Annotated in this window: 3 protein-coding genes; all 3 read left to right on the top strand. The window is 75.8% G+C overall.

The window, feature by feature from the left end; all coding sequences use genetic code 11:
- Positions 1 to 176: 176 nt before the first annotated feature.
- The gene (locus AB0958_RS39680) at positions 177 to 12,224 is read left to right on the top strand and encodes a type I polyketide synthase (protein WP_366895333.1); all 12,048 of its coding nucleotides are present in this window, start codon (positions 177 to 179) and stop codon (positions 12,222 to 12,224) included.
- Positions 12,225 to 12,319: 95 nt separating this feature from the next.
- Positions 12,320 to 20,899, top strand: a complete 8,580-nt coding sequence (locus AB0958_RS39685; protein ID WP_366895334.1) for a type I polyketide synthase — start codon at positions 12,320 to 12,322, stop codon at positions 20,897 to 20,899.
- Between the two features lie 84 nt (positions 20,900 to 20,983).
- On the top strand, positions 20,984 to 22,017 hold a 1,034-nt coding region (locus AB0958_RS39690), incomplete at its 3' end, for a beta-ketoacyl synthase N-terminal-like domain-containing protein (RefSeq protein WP_366895335.1).

Below are 22,017 nucleotides of genomic sequence, written 5' to 3' on the forward strand. Positions count from 1 at the left end.
ACCTCACCACCACCCTCGCCCACGCCCACACCACCGGAACCACCCCCACCTGGACCACCCAACCCACCACCCACCACACCCCCCTCCCCACCTACACCTTCCAACACCACCGCTACTGGCTGGAGCGGACCTCGGCCGCCCTGGACCGGCCGGGCGTCGGGGGTCGTGACCACCCGTTGCTGAGCGCCGCGGTACCGCTGGCGGACGCGGGTCTCGTGCTGACCGGCGCGCTGGGGCCGGGCACCCCCGGCTGGTGCGTCGATCACGCGGTCGCCGGAACCGTGCTGCTGCCGGGGACGGCTTTCGTGGAGATGGCCGTGCGCGCCGGTGACGAGGTCGGGTGCGGGACGGTCGAGGAACTGACGCTGCGTACGCCGCTGGCGCTGAGCCGGTCGTCGACCGTACAGGTGACGGTGGGCCGGCCGGACGAGGACGGACGACGGCCGGTGGCCCTGCACTCCCGCACGGGATCAGCCGGGGCGTGGACGCTGCACGCCGAGGGCCTGCTGGGGGACGGTGGCCCGGACGAACCGGTCGCCGGGCCCGGCGACTGGCCGCCGCCCGGCGCCCGTGTCCTCACCACCGACGGGCTGTACGACGAACTCGGCACGCGGGGTTACGACTACGGCCCCGCCTTCCAGGGAGTCCGGTCACTGTGGCGCCGTGATGACGAGGTGTTCGCCGAGGTCGAACTGCCCGCGGAGGCGGGTGCGCCGGAGGGGTACCTGCTGCATCCGGCACTGCTCGACGCGGCCCTGCACGGGGTGGCGGCGACCGGGCTGCTGCCTCAGGTCCCGGGCATCCGGCTGCCGTTCGCCTGGTCGGGGGTGCGGGTGCACGCTTCGGGGGCGACGGCGTTGCGGGTCCTGATGCGGCGTACCGGCCCGGATTCGGTGGCCTTGACCGCGGTGGACGGCGATGGGGAGCCCGTGGTGTCGGTGGCCTCCCTGGCGCTGCTCCCGGTCGCGCCGGAGGCGCTGCGGGCGACGTCGCCCACCGAGGCATTGTTCGCGCTGCGGTGGGAGGAGGCGGGCTCGGCGTCCGCGTCCAAAGAGGGATCGGCGGCCGCATCCGGAAACGGGGCGGCATCCGGAGGCGGGGTGGCCGAGTGGGCCGCCGTGCTGGCGGGACCGGAGCGGCTCGGATCGCTCGACGCCGACGGGTTCTCCCCGGTGCTGCTGGATCTCGGCGCCCGCGCCGACGACCGGGACGGTGGCGAATCGGTGGTCCTGGCCGCGCTGGAGGTCGTGCGGCGCTTCGTGGCTGACGCGGCGCTGCGGGAGCGGACCCTGGTGGTGCGCACGTGTGGTGCGGTCTCGGTGGGTGCGGGCGACCCGGCGGCCGATCCGGCGGCGGCTGCCGTGTGGGGGTTGATCCGGTCGGCGCAGAGCGAGCACCCCGGCCGGTTCGTGCTGGTCGACTCGGACGTCGAGATCACCCCGGCGGTGATCGGGGAGGAGCCGCAACTGGCCCTGCGCGACGGAGTGTCGTACGTGCCGCGGCTGGTGCGGCACGCGCGTGAGGAAGGCCTCGTCGCGCCGGTCCTCGACCCCGGACGCACGGTACTGGTCACCGGTGGTACGGGGGGACTCGGGGCGCTGGTGGCACGGCATCTGGTCGCCGCGCACGGGGTGCGGCGGCTGCTCCTGGTGAGTCGCTCCGGCGCCGCCGCGCCCGGAGCGCCCGAACTGGTCGCGGAGTTGGCTCGGTCAGGTGCCGTGGCCGACGTACGCGCCTGTGACGTCGGGGACCGGCAGGCGCTGGCCGAGCTCGTGGCGGAGGTCCAGGCGTCGGACCTGCCGCTGGGGGCCGTGGTGCACGCGGCGGGGGTGCTGGCGGACGCGACCGTGACGGGGCTGGACGCCGAGGCGGTGGCGGCGGTGCTGCGGCCCAAGGCGCGGGCCGCCGTGTGGTTGCACGAGTTGACGGCCGGTCTGGATCTGTCGGCGTTCGTGCTGTTCTCGTCCGTCGCGGGTGTACTGGGCAATCCCGGCCAGGCCAACTACGCGGCAGCCAACGCGTTCCTCGACGCGCTGGCCGTCCGCCGCCGGGAAATCGGCCTGCCCGCGGTGTCGTTGGCATGGGGCCTGTGGGAGTCGCCGTCCGGGATGACGGGGCGGCTGGGCGCGCCGGAGCTGGCCAGGATGCGGCACGCGGGGCTGCTGCCCCTGCCCGTGGAGGAGGCGCTGGCCCTGCTGGACTCCGGTCTCGCCGAGGCGGCCCGGGCCGGTGGTGCGGCCGTGCTGGTGCCGGCGCGGATCGACGCGGGCTCGCCGGTGCGGGCCGGGCGGCCCGTGCCGCCGCTGCTGGCGCGGCTGGCGCCCGTCGGTGCGAAGCGGCGCAGGGTCGCCGAGGCGGTGTCCACGGCCGGGACGGGGCAGGCGTTCGCGGCGAGGCTGGCCGGCCTGTCCGGCGCGGAGCGGGAGCGGCTGCTGCTGGAGGTGGTGCGCGCCGAGTCCGCGCTGGTCCTCGGCCACACGGACGGTGCACGGCTGGATGTGGCGGCCGAGTTCCGGAAGTCGGGGCTGGACTCGCTGATGGCGGTGGAGGTGCGCAACAGGCTGGCGACGGTCACCGGTGTCGCCCTGCCGGCCACCGTGGTCTTCGACCATCCCACGCCCAGGGCGCTGGCCCGGTTCCTGGTCGGGCGGCTGACCGGCGAGGACGCCGTCCCGGCGGACCCGGCGAGCGGCGTGGTCCGCACCGCTGACGAGCCCGTCGCGATCATCGGTATGGCCTGTCGCTATCCCGGCGGGGTGGCCGGCCCCGCCGATCTGTGGCGGTTGGTGATGGAGGAGCGGGAGGCGGTGGGCGCGTTCCCGGTGGACCGCGGTTGGGACCTGGCGGCCCTGTTCGACACGTCCGCGGGCGCGCACGGCACGAGCGAAACGCGGTACGGCGGTTTCCTCGACGACGCCGCCGGATTCGATCCGGCGCTGTTCGGCATCTCGCCACGTGAGGCGCTGGCCATGGACCCGCAGCAGCGGCTCCTTCTGGAGGTGTCCTGGGAGGCGCTGGAGAGCGCGGGCATCCCGGCCGAGGCGGTGCGGGGTTCGCGCACCGGGGTGTTCGCGGGGCTGATGTACCACGACTACGGCAACGGTGGCGCGGAGGTGCCGGAGGATGTCGCCGGGTATCTTCTGACCGGCGGTGCGGGGAGCGTGGCCTCGGGGCGGATCGCCTACGCGCTGGGACTTCAGGGGCCCGCGCTGACGGTGGACACGGCGTGCTCGTCGTCGCTGGTCGCGCTGCACCTGGCCGCGCAGTCGCTGCGGCGCGGGGAGTCCGATCTGGCGCTGGCCGGTGGCGTGACGGTGATGGTCACGCCGGACACGTTCGTGGAGTTCTCCCGGCAGGGCGGGCTCTCGGCGGACGGCCGCTGCAAGTCGTTCGGCGAGGGCGCGGACGGCACCGGCTGGTCGGAGGGCGTGGGCGTGCTGCTGGTGGAGCGGCTGTCGGACGCGCTGCGCAACGGGCACCGGGTGCTCGCCGTGCTGCGGGGCAGCGCCGTCAACCAGGACGGTGCCTCCAACGGGCTGACGGCGCCGAACGGCGGTGCCCAGCAGCGGGTCATCCGGGAGGCGCTGGCCGACGCCGGGCTGACGCCGGCTGACGTCGACGCCGTCGAGGGCCACGGCACCGGCACCGTGCTGGGCGACCCGATCGAGGCCGGTGCCCTGCTGTCGGTCTACGGCCCGGACCGCGCCCAGCCGCTCTACCTCGGCTCGGTCAAGTCCAACCTGGGGCACACCCAGGCCGCCGCCGGAGTCGCGGGTGTCATCAAGATGATCAAGGCGTTGGACGCGGGCGTGCTGCCGCGCACCCTGCACGCGGACCCGCCCTCGTCGCACGTGGACTGGACGTCCGGTGGGGTACGGCTGCTCACCGAGCGGCGGGAGTGGCCCGAGGCGGGCCGGCCGCGGCGGGCCGCGGTGTCGTCCTTCGGGATCAGCGGCACCAACGCGCACATCGTCCTGGAGCAGGCGCCGGCGGCCGCCGGGCCGCCCGAGCGGGGCCCGGACCCGGCCGTCGTACCGCTGCTGCTGTCCGCGGCCGACGAGGAGGCGCTGCGGGCGCAGGCCGGGCGGATCGCCGGTGCGCTGGCCGACGGCGCCGAACTGGTGGACGTGGCGTGGTCGTCGGCGGTCACCCGCGCTGCCCTGCCCTGCCATGCGGTCGTGGTCGCGGACGGGCGGGAGCGGGCCGTCGAGCGGCTGCGGGCGCTGGCCGCCGGGCGCGCGTCCGCGGGGGCGCTGACGGGACGGGCCGGGGAGGAGAGCCGGCTGGCCGTCGTCTTCAGCGGGCAGGGCAGCCAACGGCTCGGCATGGGCCGCGAACTGTACGCGGCGCAGCCGGTGTTCGCCGAGGCCTTCGACGAGGTGTGCGGGCACTTCGCGCCCCATCTCGACCAGTCCCTGAAGGACGTGGTGTTCGGAACGGACCCGGAACTGCTGGACCGTACCGACCACGCGCAGGCCGCGCTGTTCGCGGTGGAGGTGGCGCTGTACCGGCTGGTGGAACACTGGGGTGTCACGCCGGGGCTGCTGATCGGGCACTCGATCGGTGAGTTCGCGGCGGCCCATGTGTCCGGGGTGTGGTCGCCGGCCGACGCCTGTGCGCTGGTGGCCGCGCGGGGGCGGCTGATGCGGGCCGTGGGCGCGGACGGCGCGATGGCCGCCGTCGAGGCGACCGAGGAGGAGGTCGCGCACGAACTCGCCGCGTACGGCGGCCGGGTGGGCGTGGCTGCGGTCAACGGGCCGCTGGCGGTGGTGGTGTCGGGTGACCGGGAGCCGGTCGAACAGGTCGCGGAGCGGTTCCGGGGCCGGGGGCGCCGGGTACGGCGGCTCCGGGTCAGCCACGCCTTCCACTCCGCGCACCTGGACGGGATGCTGGACGCGTTCGCGGACGTCCTCGCCCAGGTCTCCTTCCGTCCGCCCACGCTGCCCGTGGTGTCCAACGTGACCGGCGCCCTGGCCGGACCGGACGAGCTGTGCGCGCCCGACTACTGGGTGCGGCACGTGCGGGAGGCGGTACGTTTCGCGGACGGCGTGGGCACGCTGCACACGGCGGGTGCGACGGCGTACCTGGAGCTGGGGCCGGCCGGGGTGCTCGGCGGGGCGGTCCGGGACAGCCTGCCGGAAACCGCCTCGCCCGTGATCGTGTCGGCGCTGCGGACGGACCGGCCCGATCCGGCGGCCTTCCTGTCGGCACTGGCCGCGCTCCATCTGTCGGGCCTGCGGGTCGACTGGTCGAAGGCTTTCGAGGGCACCGGGGCCAGGACGGTCGAACTGCCCACCTACCCGTTCCGGCACCGGCGCTTCTGGCTGTCCCCGTCCCGTCGGGCCACGCCGCTCGCGGAGGTCGTGCGGCGGCTGGACCTGACCGAGGAGCAGACCCGCGCGCTGGACGCGCTGGTGGACGCGGACGAGCGGCCGGAGCGGCTGCGGCGCCTCGCGCACCGGGTGTCATGGCAGCCCGTGACGCTGGGCGCGGCCGGGCTGCGCGGGCGGTGGCGGGTGGTGTTGCCGGACGGCACCGACCCGGCGGACCCGCGGGCGACGGCGCTGCTCGACGCGCTGGTCCGGGTCGGGGCGCAGGCCACGCTGGATCCGGTGGGTGAGGTCGCGGGTGTGGTGGTCGCGGCGGCGCTGGCCGCCGACCCCGGGCTCTTCGCCCTGGAAGCCGCCCGGACGGTCGTGGACGGTCCGCTGTGGTTCGTCACCGAGGGCGCGGTCCGCGCCGACGGACCGGAGGATGCCGTCGGACGGGAGCATGCCGACGGACCGGAGGATGCCGACGGACGGGAGCATGCCGACGGACCGGAGGATGCCGACGGACGGGAGCATGCCGACGGACCGGAGGATGCCGACGGACCGGAGGATCGGGGACGGGAGGTGGCGCAGGCCGCGGTATGGGGTCTCGGGCAGGTGGTCGCTCTCGAACGCCCCTCCGTATGGGGCGGGTTGGCGGATCTGGACGGCTTCGGCGAGCGGGAGCTGGACACGCTGTGCGCCGTGCTGGCCGCCGCGGGCGGCGGACCCGGCCGGGAGGACCAGGTCGCGGTGCGCGACGGACAGGTTCTGGGGCGGCGGATCGTTCCGGTGACCGCTTCCGACGCGGGGGGCGCCGGCCGCCCGTGGCGTCCCACCGGCACCGTCCTCGTCACCGGGGGCACCGGGGCGCTCGGCGCCCATGTGGCCCGCTGGCTGACCGCACTCGGCGCCCGACGGCTCGTCCTGACCAGCCGCCGGGGCGCCGCCGCGCCCGGTGCGACCGAACTCGTCGCCGCTCTGAACGCGTCGGGGACCGAGGTGGCGGTCGAGGCCTGCGACACGGCCGACCGCGCGGCACTCGCCGACGTCCTGGCGCGCCACCGGCCGACCGCCGTCTTCCACACGGCCGGCACCTTCGCGGCGCAGCCGGTGACCGGCCTGTCACCCGGAGCGTGGTCCGCGGTGGTCGCCGGCAAGGCCGACGGAGCCCGGCACCTCGATGAGCTGAGCCGCGAACTCGGCCTGGAACTCGACGCGTTCGTGCTGTTCTCGTCGATCGCCGGGGTGTGGGGCGCCACCGGACAGGCTTCGTACGCCGCCGGAAACGCGCTGCTCGACGCCCTCGCACGACGGCGGCGGGCCGACGGGCTGCCCGCGACCAGTGTGGCGTGGGGGCCCTGGGCGGGCGCCGGCATGGCGGCGGACGAGGCGAGGGCCGGCCTGCTGCGCCGCAGCGGACTGCGCCCGCTGGACCCGGCGGACGCGCTGACGCACCTCGGGCGGGCCCTGGAGTCGGACGAGCCCTGCCGGGTGGTGGCAGACGTGGACTGGGAGCGGCTGACGGCGGTGTTCGGCGCCGTCCGGCCGGGTCCGTTGTTCGATCAGGTGGCGGGGCGGCCGGAGCAGGACAGCGCCCCGGCGGGCGGGGACTTCGCCCGGCACATGGCCGCGCTGCCGCCCGTGGAGCGGGAGCGGGCGGTGCGCACGCTGGTGCGCGACGAGGTCGCGGCGGCGCTGGGGTACGACGCGGCGTCGGGCCTGGACGTCACGCAGACCTTCAAGAGCCTGGGCCTGGACTCGATGACCGCGGTGGACGTGCGCGGCCGGCTCGCCGCGGCCACCGGGCTCACCCTGCCCACCACGCTCGTCTTCGACCATCCCACGCCGCGTGATCTGGCGGCCGCGATACTCGACCGCCTCACCGGCGCGAGCACGGAGGCGGAGGCGGAGGCGGAGGCGGCGACGGCGACGGCGACGGCGACGGCGACGGCGGGGCGGTACGGCCCTGACGAGCAGGTGGCGATCATCGGCATGGCCTGCCGTTATCCCGGCGGCACGGTGACCCCGGAGGACCTGTGGCGGCTGGTCGTCGAAGAGCGGGACGCCATCACGGACTTCCCCGCCGACCGGGGCTGGGACCTGGCCGCGCTGTACGACCCGGACCCGGCGGCCACGGGGACGTCGTACTCGCGTGAAGGCGGTTTCCTGGACGACGTCGCCGGTTTCGACGCGGGCCTGTTCGCCATCTCGCCACGTGAGGCGCTGGCCATGGATCCGCATCAGCGTCTGCTGCTCGAGACGACCTGGGAGGCGTTCGAACGGGCCGGGATCCCGCCGACCTCGCTGCGCGGCAGTAACACGGGCGTGTTCGTCGGCGCCGGGGAACAGGACTACGCGGGCGGGGTGGCGGACGCCCCCGAGGGCGTCGCCAACCACCTGCTGCTCGGCCACACCGCCAGCGTGCTGTCCGGCCGGGTCGCCTATGTCTTCGGCCTGGAAGGGCCCACCCTCACCCTGGACACGGCGTGCTCGGCGGGCCTGGTCGCGCTGCATCTCGCGGTACGGGCACTGCGCGGCGGAGAGTGCGACCTCGCGGTGGCCGGCGGCGCCACGGTGATGTCGACACCGGGCGGCTTCGTCGAGTTCAGCAGGCAACAGGTGCTCGGCCGGACCGGGCGCTGCCGCTCCTACTCGGACGACGCGGACGGCTCCGCCTTCTCCGAGGGCATCGGCACGCTGGTGGTGGAACGGCTGTCGGACGCGCGACGCAACGGGCATCCCGTGCTCGCCGTCGTCCGGGGTACGGCCGTCAACCAGGACGGCGCGTCCAACGGGCTCAGCGCGCCCAACGGACGGTCCCAGCAGCGGGTGATCCGGCAGGCGCTCGCCGACGCCGGGCTCGCCCCCGCCGACGTGGACGCCGTCGAGGGGCACGGCACCGGCACTCCGCTCGGCGACCCCATCGAGGCCCAGGCGCTGCTGGCCACCTACGGACAGGACCGGCCGGCCGAACGCCCGCTCTACCTGGGCTCGTTGAAGTCGAACATCGGGCACACCCAGGCCTCGGCGGGCATCGCCGGAGTGATCAAGACGGTACAGGCGCTGCGGCACGGGGTGCTGCCCCGCACGCTGCATCTGGCCGAGGCGTCCTCGCACGTCGACTGGTCGTCCGGCCGGGTCGAGCTGCTGTCGGCGACGCGGGAGTGGCCGCGAGTGGCGCGGACCCGACGGGCGGCGGTCTCGGCGTTCGGCATCAGCGGGACGAACGCCCATGTGATCCTGGAGCAGGCACACGAAGAGGAACGGGGGCGGGGCGAGCCGCCGACGGCGGCTCCGATGCCGGAGTCCGAGGTCCCGGCGGCCGCCGACCGCGTCGCCCTCGCCGCCGGACCCGCCGTGCTCCCGCTCTCCGCCGCGACGCCGGCCGCGCTGCGTGACCAGGCCCGTCGGCTGCGCGACGCGCTCGCCGACCGGGCGGACCCGGAACTCCCCGCCGTCGGAAGGGCGTTGGCCACCACCCGGGAGACCGGGCTCGAGCACCGGGCGACCGTGGTGGCGGCCGACCGGGAGGAGGCGCTGGCCGCGCTCGGCGCCCTGGCCGACGAGGAGGCACACCCCCAGCTGGTCACCGGGGCGGCCGCGCCGGGCGCCGGACCGGTGCTGGTCTTCCCCGGCCAGGGTTCCCAGTGGCCGGGCATGGCGGTGGAACTCCTCGACGCGTCACCGGTCTTCCGGGACGCGCTCACCGAGTGCGACGACGCGCTGCGCGAGTTCGTCGGCTGGTCGGTCTTCGACGTGCTGCACGACCGTCCCGGCGCGCCCGCCCTGGAGCGGCTGGACGTGGTGCAACCGCTGCTGTTCGCGGTGATGGTGGCACTGGCCGGCACCTGGCGGGCGGCCGGGGTGGAGCCTGCGGCGGTGATCGGACACTCGCAGGGCGAAGTGGCCGCGGCCTGTGGGGCGGGCGCGCTGTCCCTGCCGGACGCGGCCCGGATCATCTGCCTGCGGAGCAGGACCATGCAGGAGGAGTTGTCGGGGCTGGGTGCGATGGCCTCGGTCGCCGCCTCGCGGGAGACGGTCGCGCGGCGGCTGGAGCGCTGGGACGGCCGGCTGAGCGTCGCGGCGGTCAACGGACCCGCGTCGGTGGTGGTGTCGGGCGAGGCCGCCGCGATCGAGGAGTTCCTCGTGGACGCCGAGTCGGCGGGGCTGCGCGCCCGGCGGGTCAAGGGTGCCATCGCGGCCGGGCACTCGGCGCAGGTGGAGCTGGTGCGCGACCGGGTGCTCGCCGAGCTGGCCCCGGTCACGCCGAGGGCGGGCACGGTGCCGATCGTGTCGACGGTGACCGGGGAGGCGACCGACGGTTCCGCGATGGACGCCGGCTACTGGTACCGCAACATGCGCGAGCCGGTGCGCTTCGACACGGCCGTACGGATCCTGGCCTCCCGTGGGCACCGGGTCTTCGTCGAGGTGAGTCCGCACCCGGTCCTGCTGACGGGGCTTCAGGAGACGTTGGAGGACGCGGGCGCCTCGGCGGTGGCGCTCGGCACGCTGCGCCGGGAAGAGGGCGGGGCCCGCCGGTTCACGTCCTCCCTGGGCGCCGCGTACGTCGCGGGAGTGCCCGTGGACTGGACGCGCGCGGTGTACGCCGACACGCCCGCGGTTCCGGTGGAGCTGCCGACCTACGCCTTCCAGCACCGCCGCTACTGGCTGGAGGCGCCACGCCAGTCCGCCTACTTCGCCGCGCCGGCCACCGAGCCGGCCGACACCGGCGTCACGGGCGGCGACGAGGCCCAGCGCCGCTTCTGGGACGCGGTCGAGAGCGGCGACCTCGACGGGCTGCTGGGTGAACTGCCGCTGGTGAACGGTCAGCTGGCCTCGTTCCGGGATGTGCTGCCGGCGCTCGCCGACTGGCGGCGCCGGTCCCGGGAGGACGCGGTGCTCGACCGGTGGCGGCACCGGGTGGTGTGGGAGCCGGTCGTCACGCCGGCCCGGCCCGTTCTCACCGGTGGCTGGCTGCTGGTCGTACCGGACGGTCCGGCGGCCCGGTCGGTGGCGGACCGGATCGGGCCCGCGCTCGGCGCCGGGTTGACCAGACTCGACATCGCCGCGGATGCCGACCGTGCGGCCGTCACCGGGGCACTGGGCGCGCTCCCCGCGCAGGGGCCGGCGTTCACCGGGGTGCTGGCGCTGACGGGGCTGCTCGGCGGCGCCCGTGCCGACCACGACGCCGTACCGCGCGCGCTGGCGGCCACCCTCGCCCTCGACCAGGCCCTCGGGGACGTCGACTGGCCCGCTCCCCTGTGGGTGCTCACACGAGGGGCCGTCGGTGCGGAGCCCACGGACCGCGTGCCCGCCCCGGAACAGGCGACGGTGTGGGGGCTCGGTGCGGTCGCGCGTCAGGAGCACCCCGAGCGGTGGGGCGGGGTGCTGGATCTGCCGGCGGAGCTCGGAGACCGTGAACTCGCCCGGCTGGTGGCCGTGTTGTCGGGCGGGACCGGGGAGGACGAGGTGGCGGTCAGGGCGTCGGCGGCACTGACCCGGCGGCTGGTGCCGGCGGCGCCGCCGGACCGGCCCGAGGGCTGGAAGCCGTCGGGGACCGTGCTGGTGACCGGTGGCACGGGCGCGCTCGGCGGCCATGTGGCCCGTCGCCTGGCAGCCCTGGGGGCACCGCATCTGCTGCTGGCCGGACGGCGCGGCCCGGACGCGCCGGGTGCGCGGCAGCTGGCGGACGAACTCGCCGCACTGGGCTCCCGCGTGACCCTCGCGTCCTGCGACCTCGGCGACCGTGCGGAGCTGGAGCAGCTGCTCACGGCGATACCGGCGGAGTATCCGCTGACCGCCGTGGTGCACGCGGCGGCGGCGGTGGACGACGCCCTGCTGACGTCCTTGACCCCCGCCCAGCTCCAGCGCTCGCTGCGGGTGAAGGCCCAGGCCGCGCTCCATCTCGACGAGCTGACCCGGGCCCTGCCGCTGGAGGCGTTCGTGCTGTTCTCCTCGTTCGCGGGTGTCACGGCGGACGCGGGCCAGGGCGGCTACGCGCCCGGGAACGCGTATCTCGACGCGTTGGCGCTGCGCCGCCGGGCGCTCGGGCTGCCGGCGCTGTCCGTCGGCTGGGGGCACTGGGCCGGCGCCAGCGGTCTGGAGGGCGGCGAGGTGATCGCCAACCGGCTGCACCGGTTCGCGATGGAGTCGATGGACCCGGGGCGGGCGGTGCGTGCCCTGGAGCGCGCGGTGGGCGGCGACAGCGGCCATCTGGTCGTCGCCGACGTGGACTTCGGCCGGCTCACCACCGACCCGGCCGGGGTGCGAGCCACTCGGTTGTTCCTCGGGCTGCCGGGTTACCGCAGGTCGTCGGCACCGGACGCGGACCCGGCGGGCAGGGCCGCGGAACCGGACACGGAGGCGGAGACCGGGGCCGGGTTCCGTGACCGGGTCGCGGCGGCGCCCCCCGGTGAACGCGCTGACCTGACCAGGGAGCTGATCATGCGTCACCTCGCCGCGGTGCTGGGGCACGCCGACCCCGGCGAGATCTCACCTAGCCGCCTCTTCCGTGAACTCGGCATCGACTCGCTGACCGCCGTGGAGTTCCGCAACCGCCTGGGCGCGGCCACCGGACTGCGGCTGCCGGTCGGGGTGGTCTTCGACCATCCCACCCCGGAGGCGCTGACGGTTCATGTGCTCACCGAGCTGGCCGTCGACGACGGGGGTGCGGCTGACGTTTCTTCGGACCAAGGCGTAGGGGCGGAAGCCGAGTTGGCCCGGCTGGAGGCGGCGCTGGACCACCTCGACGCGCCCGCCGCCGCGGCGGTGGCGGACCGGCTGCGCGCCCTGCTGGCCCGGCTCCCGGAGGGCACCACCGACGCCGGCCACGACGGGGACGCGGACCCGCTGGCGTCGGCGACCACCGCCGAGGAGGTTCTCGGCTTCATCCAGGAACGGTTCGGCAGGTGACCGGCCCCCACGGGCCCTCGGGCCCGCCGCGACGGCCGGTCGCCTCCCAGGGTCCGGCACCGGCCCGGCCCCCGGCGACTCAGGAGATGCGTGCAGTGACGAGCAGCGACAGCCAGACTCCGGCCCCCGGTGGCGACAAGGTCGTCGAGACCCTGAAGTGGATGGCCCAGGAACTCGACGCGACGAAACGGAGGCTGGCGGAGGCGGAGGCCAGGCGGTCCGAGCCGGTGGCGATCGTCGGCATGGGCTGCCGCTACCCGGGGGACGCCGACTCGCCTGCCGGGCTGTGGCGGCTGCTCACCGAGGGCACCGACGCGATCGGCCCGCTGCCCGCCGACCGGGGCTGGGACCTGGACGCCCTGTACGACCCGGACCCGGCGGCCCCCGGCACGGCGTACGTTCGCGAGGGCGGCTTCCTCGCCGGGGCGGCCGACTTCGACGCCGGCTTCTTCGAGATCTCCCCGCGCGAGGCCCTCGCCATGGACCCGCAGCAGCGGCTGCTGCTGGAGGTCGCCTGGGAGACGCTGGAGGACGCGGCGATCGACCCCGGAGCGCTGCGCGCCAGCGCGACGGGCGTGTTCGTCGGGACCAACGGACAGGACTACGTGCCGCCGATGCTGGACGGCGCCGACGAACTCGGCGGCTACCTGGGTACCGGATCCACCCAGAGCGTGCTGTCCGGTCGGCTCGCCTACGCCCTGGGCCTCGAAGGGCCCGCGGTCACGGTGGACACGGCGTGCTCGGCGTCCCTGGTGGCGGTGCACCAGGCGGTGCGGGCGCTGCGCGGTGGCGAGTGCGAGCTGGCGCTCGCGGGCGGTGCCACGGTGATGTCGAGCCCGTGGACGCTGGTGGAGTTCTCCCGCCAGCGCGGGCTGGCCCCGGACGGCCGCTGCAAGACGTTCTCGGACCGCGCCGACGGCACCGCCGTGTCGGAGGGCGTCGGCATGCTCCTGCTGGAGCGGCTGTCGGACGCCCGCCGCAACGGGCACCGGGTCCTCGCGCTGGTGCGCGGCTCGGCCGTCAACCAGGACGGCGCCTCCAACGGCCTGACCGCACCCAGTGGCACCGCCCAGCAGCGGGTGATCCGCGCGGCGCTCGCGGACGCGGGGCTCGCCCCGGGCGACGTCGACGCGGTCGAGGCGCACGGCACCGGCACCCGGCTCGGCGACCCCATCGAGGTGGACGCGCTGCTCGCCACCTACGGCAGGGGCCGGGCGGCCGGGCGGCCGCTGTGGCTGGGGTCGGTCAAGTCCAATCTGGGGCACACCCAGGCCGCCGCCGGAGTCGCCGGCGTCATCAAGACCGTCCTCGCCCTGCGGCACGGCGTCCTGCCCCGGACCCTGCACGCGGACCCGCCCACCACCCACGTCGACTGGGAGACGGCCGGGGTACGGCTGCTGCACGACGAGCAGCGCTGGCCGCGCACGGACCGGCCGCGCCGGGCGGCGGTGTCGTCCTTCGGGATCAGCGGGACGAACGCGCACGTGGTGCTGGAGGAGGCCGATCCCGCCGACCCGCCGGACCCGGCGGCCCCTGGTACGGCCGCCCCCGCCGCGCTGCCCTTCCTGCTCGACGCCCGCACCCCCGACGCCCTGCGCGGCCAGGCGGCCCGGCTCACCGAACACCTGCGCGCGCACCCCGGCTCGCACCCGCTCGACGTCGCCTGGTCCACGGCCACCACCCGCGCCCGGATGCGGCACCGTGCCGTGGTCGTCGCGGCGGACCGGGCGGAACTGCTCGACGCGCTCGGCGCCGCCGCCGAAGGCTCACCCGGAGCGGGTGTGGTACGCGGTGAGGCGCTCGAACAACCGTCGCCGACCTTCCTCTTCACCGGTCAGGGCGCCCAGTACGAGGGCATGGCACGGGAGTTGTACGACGGCTTCCCGGTGTTCGCCACGGCCCTCGACGAGGTCTGCGCGCACCTCGACCCGCTGCTCGAACGCCCGTTGCGGCCGGTCCTGTTCGGGGACTCGGCGGCCCTCGACCGGACGGCGTTCACCCAGCCCGCGCTGTTCGCGGTCGAGACGGCCCTGTTCCGGCTCGTGGAGTCGTGGGGGGTGGTGCCGGACCGGCTGGTCGGGCACTCGGTCGGGGAGCTGACCGCGGCCCATGCGGCCGGGGTGCTGTCGCTGCCCGACGCGTGCGCCCTGGTGGCGGCGCGCGGCCGGGTGATGGACCGGCTGCCCGCGGGCGGGGTGATGGTGTCGGTGCGGGCGGCCGAGGCCGAGGTCCTGCCGCTGCTGACACCCGGCGTGGGCATCGCGGCCGTCAACGGTCCGGAGTCCGTCGTGCTGTCGGGAGAGGCACGCGCGACGCAGGCCGTGGCCCGGGTCCTCGCCGATCGTGGCCGCAGGACCCGGCCGCTCAAGGTCAGTCACGCCTTCCACTCGGCGCTGATGGAACCGGCCCTGGCGGAGTTCCGCGAGGTGGCCTCCCGGGTGACGTACCACGAGCCGCGGATCGCGCTGGTGTCGGCGCTCACCGGCGCCCCGGTCGAACCCGGTGAGGTCACCGGCCCCGACCACTGGGTACGGCATCTGCGCGCACCGGTGCGCTTCCTGGACGCGGTGCGCGCCGCCGAGGCGGCCGGTGGGCGGGTGTTCCTGGAACTGGGCCCGGACGGAGTCCTCACGTCGATGGCGGCCGACTGCGTGACCGACCGGTCGGCGACGGTCCTCGCTCCGACCCTGCGCAAGGGCCGCCCTGACACAGCGTCGCTGCTGCTGGGACTCGGCCGGGTGCACGCGGCGGGTGTCGCAGTCGACTGGGCCGCGGTGTTCACGGGTACCGGCGCACAGCACGTCCCGCTGCCCACGTACGCCTTCGAACACCGGCGGTACTGGCTGGCGGTGGACCGCACCTTCGGCGGCGCGCCGGTCGCGGTCCCTCCGGCCGCCGCCGAACCGCAGCCCGTGACCGCACGGCTGGAGACCCTCGACCTGGTCCGCTCGGCCACCGCCGCCGTCCTCGGGCACGCCTCGCCGGAGGCCGTGCCGCCCGACCGCCCGTTCTCCGAGCTGGGCGTCACCTCCGTCGGCGCGGTGGAGCTCTGTGCCGACCTGCGGGCGGCGACCGGTCTGTCCGTCCCCGCGTCGGCGGTCTTCGACCACCCCAGCCCGCGGGCTCTCGCCACCCACCTGGACCAGGAACGCCAGGACGGGACGGCCGACGGCCGGGGAGACCCGGCCGACCGGGACGGCACCGGTCGCACGCGCGCCCCGGCGCGGCGCCGCCGTCCGGCGCGCGCAGCCGACGAACCGGTCGCGATCATCGGGATGGGCTGCCGTTTCCCGGGCGGTGTCACCAGCCCCGAGGAACTCTGGCAGCTGGTGGTCGACGAACGCGACGCCCTCGGCGGCTTCCCCGACAACCGGGGCTGGAACCTGGAGGAGTTGTTCGACCCGAACGGCGGGGCGGGCACGGCCACGGAGGCCAGGGAGAGCGGGTTCCTGTACGACGCGGGCGAGTTCGACCCGGCGTTCTTCGGCATCTCGCCGCGCGAGGCCCTCGCCATGGACCCGCAGCACCGGCTCCTGCTCGAAACCGCCTGGGAGGCGCTGGAACGGGCCGGCCTCGACGCGGGTGCGCTGCGCGGCAGCCGCACCGGCGTGTTCGCGGGGCTGGTGGGCCATGACTACCTGCCGGGCCCGGAGCGGATGCCCGACGATCTGGTGCCGTACTTCGCGACCGGGATCGGCGGCTCCATCGCCACCGGGCGCATCGCCTACACCTTCGGCTTCGAGGGCCCCGCGGTCACCGTGGACACCGCGTGCTCCTCGGCGCTGGTGGCCCTGCACCAGGCGGTGCGGGCACTGCGCGCCGGGGAGTGCGACCTGGCCTTCGCGGGGGCCGCCACGGTGATGTCCTCGCCGGGCGCCTTCGTGGGGTTCTCCGGGCAGGGGCTGATGGCGCCCGACGCGCGCAGCAAGTCCTTCGCGGACGCCGCCGACGGCACGATGTGGTCGGAGGGCGTGGGCATGCTGCTGGTGGAGCGGCTCTCCGACGCCCGCCGCGCCGGACACCGGGTGCTGGCCGTCGTACGCGGGACGGCGGTCAACCAGGACGGCGCCTCCAACGGGCTGACCGCCCCGAACGGCACCGCGCAGCAGCGGGTGATCAGGGCCGCCCTGGACGACGCCGGGCTGGGTCCGGCCGATGTGGACGCCGTGGAGGCGCACGGCACGGGCACCCGGCTGGGCGACCCGATCGAGGCGCACGCGCTGATGGCGACGTACGGCAGGGGCCGGCCGGCGGACCGGCCACTGCGGCTCGGTTCGGTCAAGTCGAACATCGGGCACACCCAGGGCGCGGCCGGGGTGGCCGGTGTCATCAAGACGGTGATGGCGCTGCGGCACGGGCTGCTGCCGAGGTCCCTGCACGTGGACCGGCCGTCGACGCGGATCGACTGGTCCCTGGGAGCGGTACGGCTGCTGACCGAGGCCGAGGTGTGGCCGGCCGTGGACCGGCCGCGCCGGGCGGGGGTCTCGGCGTTCGGGGCGAGCGGTACCAACGCCCACGTCATCCTCGAACAGGGGCCGTCCGCGTCCGAGCCGGACGGGCCGCGCCCGCCGCTGCCGGTGACGCCGCTCGTGCTGTCCGGGCACACGCCCGCCGCCCTGCGCGGCCAGGCGGCCCGGCTTGCCGACCTGCTCGCCGCCCCGGACGCCCCGGAGCTGACCGATGTGGCCTGGTCGGCGGCGGCCACCCGCACCGCGCACGCGCACCGCGCGGTGGTGCTCGCGTCCGGCCCGGCCGACGCCCGCAGTGGACTCGCGGCGCTGGCGGCGGGCGTCGAGGCGCCCCACGTGGTCACGGGGGCACCGACCGGCTCGGACGCGGTGTTCGTGTTCCCCGGGCAGGGCTCGCAGTGGGTGGGGATGGCCGCGGCGCTGCTGGCGGGCTCGGAGGTGTTCCGGGACGCGTTCGCGGACTGCGAGCGGGTCTTCGCCGATCTGGTCGGCTGGTCGGTGACGGGCGCGATGGCCGGGGCGCCGGACGCGCCGTCGCTGGAGCGGCTGGACGTGGTGCAGCCGGTGCTGTTCTCGGTGATGGTCGCGCTCGCCCGCACCTGGCAGGCCGCCGGGGTGCGGCCGGCGGCCGTCGTGGGCCACTCGCAGGGGGAGATAGCCGCCGCACACGTGGCGGGCGCCCTGTCGCTGGCGGACGCGGCCCGGGTGGTGGCCCTGCGCAGCAGGCTGATCGTGGATGTCGTGGGCCTGGGCGCGATGGCCGGGGTCTCCAGGTCCCCGGAGTGGGTCGCCGCCCGGCTGGAGCCCTGGGAGCGGGAGTTGAGCGTCGGTGTCGTCAACGGCCCCGAGTCCGTGGTCGTCACCGGTGACGTGTCGGCGCTGGAGGAGTTCCTGGCGGTGGCCGAGGCCGAGGGCGCGCAGGTGCGACGCGTGCGGGGCGCGGTGGCGCCGGGCCACGCCCCGCAGATGGAACGGCTGCGCACCCAGCTCCTCGACGCACTGGCGGACCTGGCGCCGCGGCCGGGGACGGTCCCGCTGTGCTCGACGGTCACCGGTGACCTCCTGGACGGCGCGGAGATGACCGCCGCGTACTGGTACCGCAACGCCCGCGAGCCGGTGCGGTTCGACGCGGCCGTGCGGCGGCTGCTGGACCGCGGGCACCGGGTGTTCCTGGAGATGAGCCCGCATCCGCTGCTGCTCGGCCCGGTCAGCGACATCGCCGGGACACGGGACGTCCGGGTGGCGGCGCTGGGCACCCTGCGACGCGGGGACGGCGGTCCCGGGCGCACGGCGCGGGCGCTTGCCGAGGCGTGGGCCCACGGGGTGGCCGTGGACTGGGCGTCCGCCGTGTTCGAAGGCGTCGGCGCGCGCCGCGTGGACCTGCCGACGTACGCCTTCCAGCGCGACCACTTCTGGCTGGAGCCGACGAACGGCCCGGTGGGCGCGGGGGTGCGCGGCACCGGACACCCCCTGGCCGACGCCAGTGTGGAACTCGCCGACGACGGTGCCCTGCTGACGGGCCGTCTGTCCCGGCGGTCGGTGCAGTGGCTGGACGACCACGCGGTGGCCGGGGTGGCGCTGCTGCCCGGCGCGGCCTTCGTGGAACTCGCGGTGCGGGCGGGGGACGCCGTGGGCTGCGGCACCCTGGAGGACCTCGCCCTCCAACAGCCACTGGTGATCCCCGCGGACGGCGCAACGGTCGTCCAGGTGACGGTCGACGCACCCGACGGCTCCGGCCGGCGCGCGGTCCGCGTCCATTCCCGGCCGGACGCCGACGAGGACGCCCCGTGGACCCGGCACGCCGAGGGCGTCCTGGCCCCCGCCGGGGCCGACCCCGAACCCCTCACCGGCTGGCCCCCGCACGATGCCGAGCCACTCCCCGCCGACGACGCCTACGAGCGCATCGCCGCCGCCGGCATCGGTTACGGTCCGGCCTTCCGCGGTCTGACCGCGGCCTGGCGGCACGGCGACGAACTCCTCGCCGAGGTCCGGCTCCCGCGGCCCGAGGCCACGAACGCCGCGCGGTACGGCATCCACCCGGCGCTGCTGGACGCGGCCCTGCACGTCGTCGTCCTGGACGGCCTGGACGACAGCGGACAGCTCGCCTTCAGCTGGAGCGGGGTCACCCTGCACGCACAGGGCGCCACGGAGCTGCGGGTACGGGCGGTACGCCTCGGCGGGGGCGGCTTCGCCTTCCACCTGTACGACGGCGTGGGCCGGCCGGTGCTCACGGCCGAGTCCGTCGCCGTGCGCCCCATGACCGCCGCCCTCACGACCGGCCGCACCGGCACGGAGAACTCCCTGTTCCGGCTGGACTGGCCCGCGTTGCCGGCCGCCGAGACCACCGCCGTCCGCTGGGCGGTGCTCGGCAGGCACGGCGAGGCGGTCCGGCCGGCCGAGGTGGACAGCCGCCGGCACTACGCCGACCTGGCCGCGCTGACGGCGGCGGTGGCCGCGGGCGCCCCGGTGCCGGACGCCGTGCTGGTGGCCGGCGCCGACGGGGCGCCCGGCGACCGCCGGGTACTGCTGGACGCCCTGGAGCTGTGCCGGGAGTGGACGGCGGACGACCGCTGGGGGCAGGCACGACTGGTGTTCCTGACCCGGCAGGCAGTGGCGGCGGGCCCGCAGGAGGCACCGGCCGACCTCGCGCAGGCGCCCCTGTGGGGCCTGGTCCGCTCGGCGCAGCAGGAGCAGCCCGACCGCTTCGTCCTGCTGGACAGTGACACGGCGGCGGTCCCGACGGTCGTCCTGGCGGCCGCCCTCGGTTCCGGCGAACCGCAACTGGCCCTTCGCAACGGGGTGTTGCGCGTGCCACGGCTGGCGCGTACCGACGTGCCCGCCGCCGTCACCCGTCGCGCCCTCGACCCGGACGGCACAGTCCTGATCACCGGCGGCACCGGCACCCTCGGCGGGATCCTCGCCCGCCACCTGGTCGCCCGGCACGGTGCCCGGCACCTGCTGCTCACCGGCCGCCGGGGCCCCGACGCACCCGACGCGGCGGCTCTGCAGAAGGAGTTGAGCGAGGCCGGTGCACAGGTCACGGTGGCCGCGTGTGACGTGTCCGACGCCGAGGCGCTGTCCCGGCTGCTGGCGGGGGTGCCCGAGGAGCATCCGCTCACCGGGGTGTTCCACCTGGCCGGTCGGCTCGCCGACGGCGCCCTCGGCTCGCTCACCGCGGACGACGTCGACACCGTGCTGCGGGTGAAGGCCGACGCCGCCTGGCACCTGCACCGGCTCACCCGGGACGCCGACCTGGCCGCGTTCGTGCTCTACTCCTCGATGGCGGGCACCTTCGGCGGTGCCGGCCAGGCCAACTACGGTGCGGCGAACGTCTTCCTGGACTCCCTGGCCCAGCACCGCCGGGCCCTGGGGCTGCCCGGCCTCTCCGTCGCCTGGGGGCTGTGGCAGGACCGTTCCGAGATGGGTGCCGGACTCACCGAGCGGGACCTGGCCCGCCGGATGGCCCGCTCCGGCACCCGCGGCCTCACCGCCGAGCAGGGCATGACCCTGCTGGACACGGCCCTCGACACCGGCGAGGCCCATGTGGTCGCCGCTCGTTTCGACTTCGCGACGCTCAGGGCGCAGGCGGGTGACGGAACCCTCCCCGGGCTGCTGCGCGGCCTGGTGCGGGCCGGCCGGCGTACCGCGGGCGCCGCCGAGCCGGGCGGCCTGCGGGACCGGCTCGCCGCCCTCGGCCCCGCCGAACGCGCCACCGCACTCGTCGACGCCGTACGCGGCACGGTCGCCCTCGTCCTCGGGCACGGCTCGGCCGACCAGGTCGACGAGGTCCGCGCGTTCCGGGAACTGGGCCTGGACTCGCTGACCGCCGTGGACCTGCGCAACCGGCTGTCCGCGCTGAGCGGCCTGAAGCTGCCGGCCACGCTCGCCTTCGACCACCCCAGCCCGAAGGCCGTCGCAGAGTTCCTCGACGAGAAGCTGTTCGGCGTTCCCGTCGAGGCGGTGCCGCCCGTCCTCACCGACCTGAACCGTCTCGAACTGGCCCTGCTCGGCGCCGACACCACCGACCCGGCCCTGCGGGCCAAGGTCACCATGCGGCTGCACGCTCTGGTGTCCCGCTGGAACGACAGCGACGGCCAGGGGACCCGAACCACCGCCGACGGCCGGACACCGACCGACGACCTCGGCCTCCAGGACGCCTCGGTCGACCAGCTCCTCGACTTCATCGACGACATGGGCACCTTCTGAACCATCGGCGGCCCGGCCCCCTCCGAGCCACACCGACGTCGGCACGGGCCCGCTTCCGAGCCCCGGCAGAAAGGGACGCGTTCCGTGGAAGACACGCGGATCATCGAGTACTTGAAGCGGGTGACGGCCGATCTGCATCGCGCCCGCGCCCGGCTCCTGGAACTGGAGTCGGGCCGGCCGGAGCCCGTCGCGATCGTCTCGGCCGCCTGCCGGTTCCCCGGCGGCATCGACTCGCCTGAGGACCTGTGGCACGCGGTCGTCGAGGAACGCGACCTGATCACGGCCATGCCCGCCGACCGCGGCTGGGACGTCGACGCGCTGTACGACCCCGACCCGGACGCCGTCGGGCACATGTACGTCAAGGAGGGCGGCTTCCTGCGGGACGCGGCCGGGTTCGACGCCGCGCTGTTCGGCATCCCGCCGCGTGAGGCGCTGTCGATGGACCCGCAGCAGCGGCTGCTGCTGGAAACCACCTGGGAGACCTTCGAACGGGCGGGTCTGGACCCGCTCGGCCTGGCGGGCTCCCGCACCGGTGTGTTCATCGGCATCCTCTCCCACGACCACGGCGCCCGGCTGACCCCGGCACCGGACGGCTTCGAGGGCATGATCGGCGCCGGAACGGCGGGCAGCATCGCCTCGGGACGGCTGTCGTACGTCTACGGCCTCGAAGGGCCCGCCCTGACCGTCGACACCGCCTGCTCGTCCTCCCTGGTCGCCCTGCACCTGGCCGTGCAGTCGCTGCGCAGCGGGGAGTGCGACCTCGCCGTGGCGGGCGGGGCCACCGTCATGTCCACGGTCGAGTCGTTCGTGGAGTTCTCCCGCCAGCGGGGGCTCGCCCCGGACGCCCGCATCAAGGCGTTCGACGACGCGGCGGACGGCTCGTCGTGGAGCGAGGGCGTGGGCACGCTGCTGGTGGAGCGGCTGTCCGACGCCCGCCGCAACAACCACCCGGTCCTCGCGGTCATCCGCGCCACCGCCGTCAACCAGGACGGCGCCTCCAACGGCCTCACCTCCCCCAACGGACGTTCCCAGGCACGTCTCATCCGCGGCGCCCTCGACAGCGCGGGACTCACCGCCGCCGACGTGGACGCCGTCGAGGCACACGGCACCGGCACCCG

The sequence above is a fragment of the Streptomyces sp. NPDC006655 genome, assembly GCF_040703965.1.
Lineage (GTDB): Bacteria > Actinomycetota > Actinomycetes > Streptomycetales > Streptomycetaceae > Streptomyces.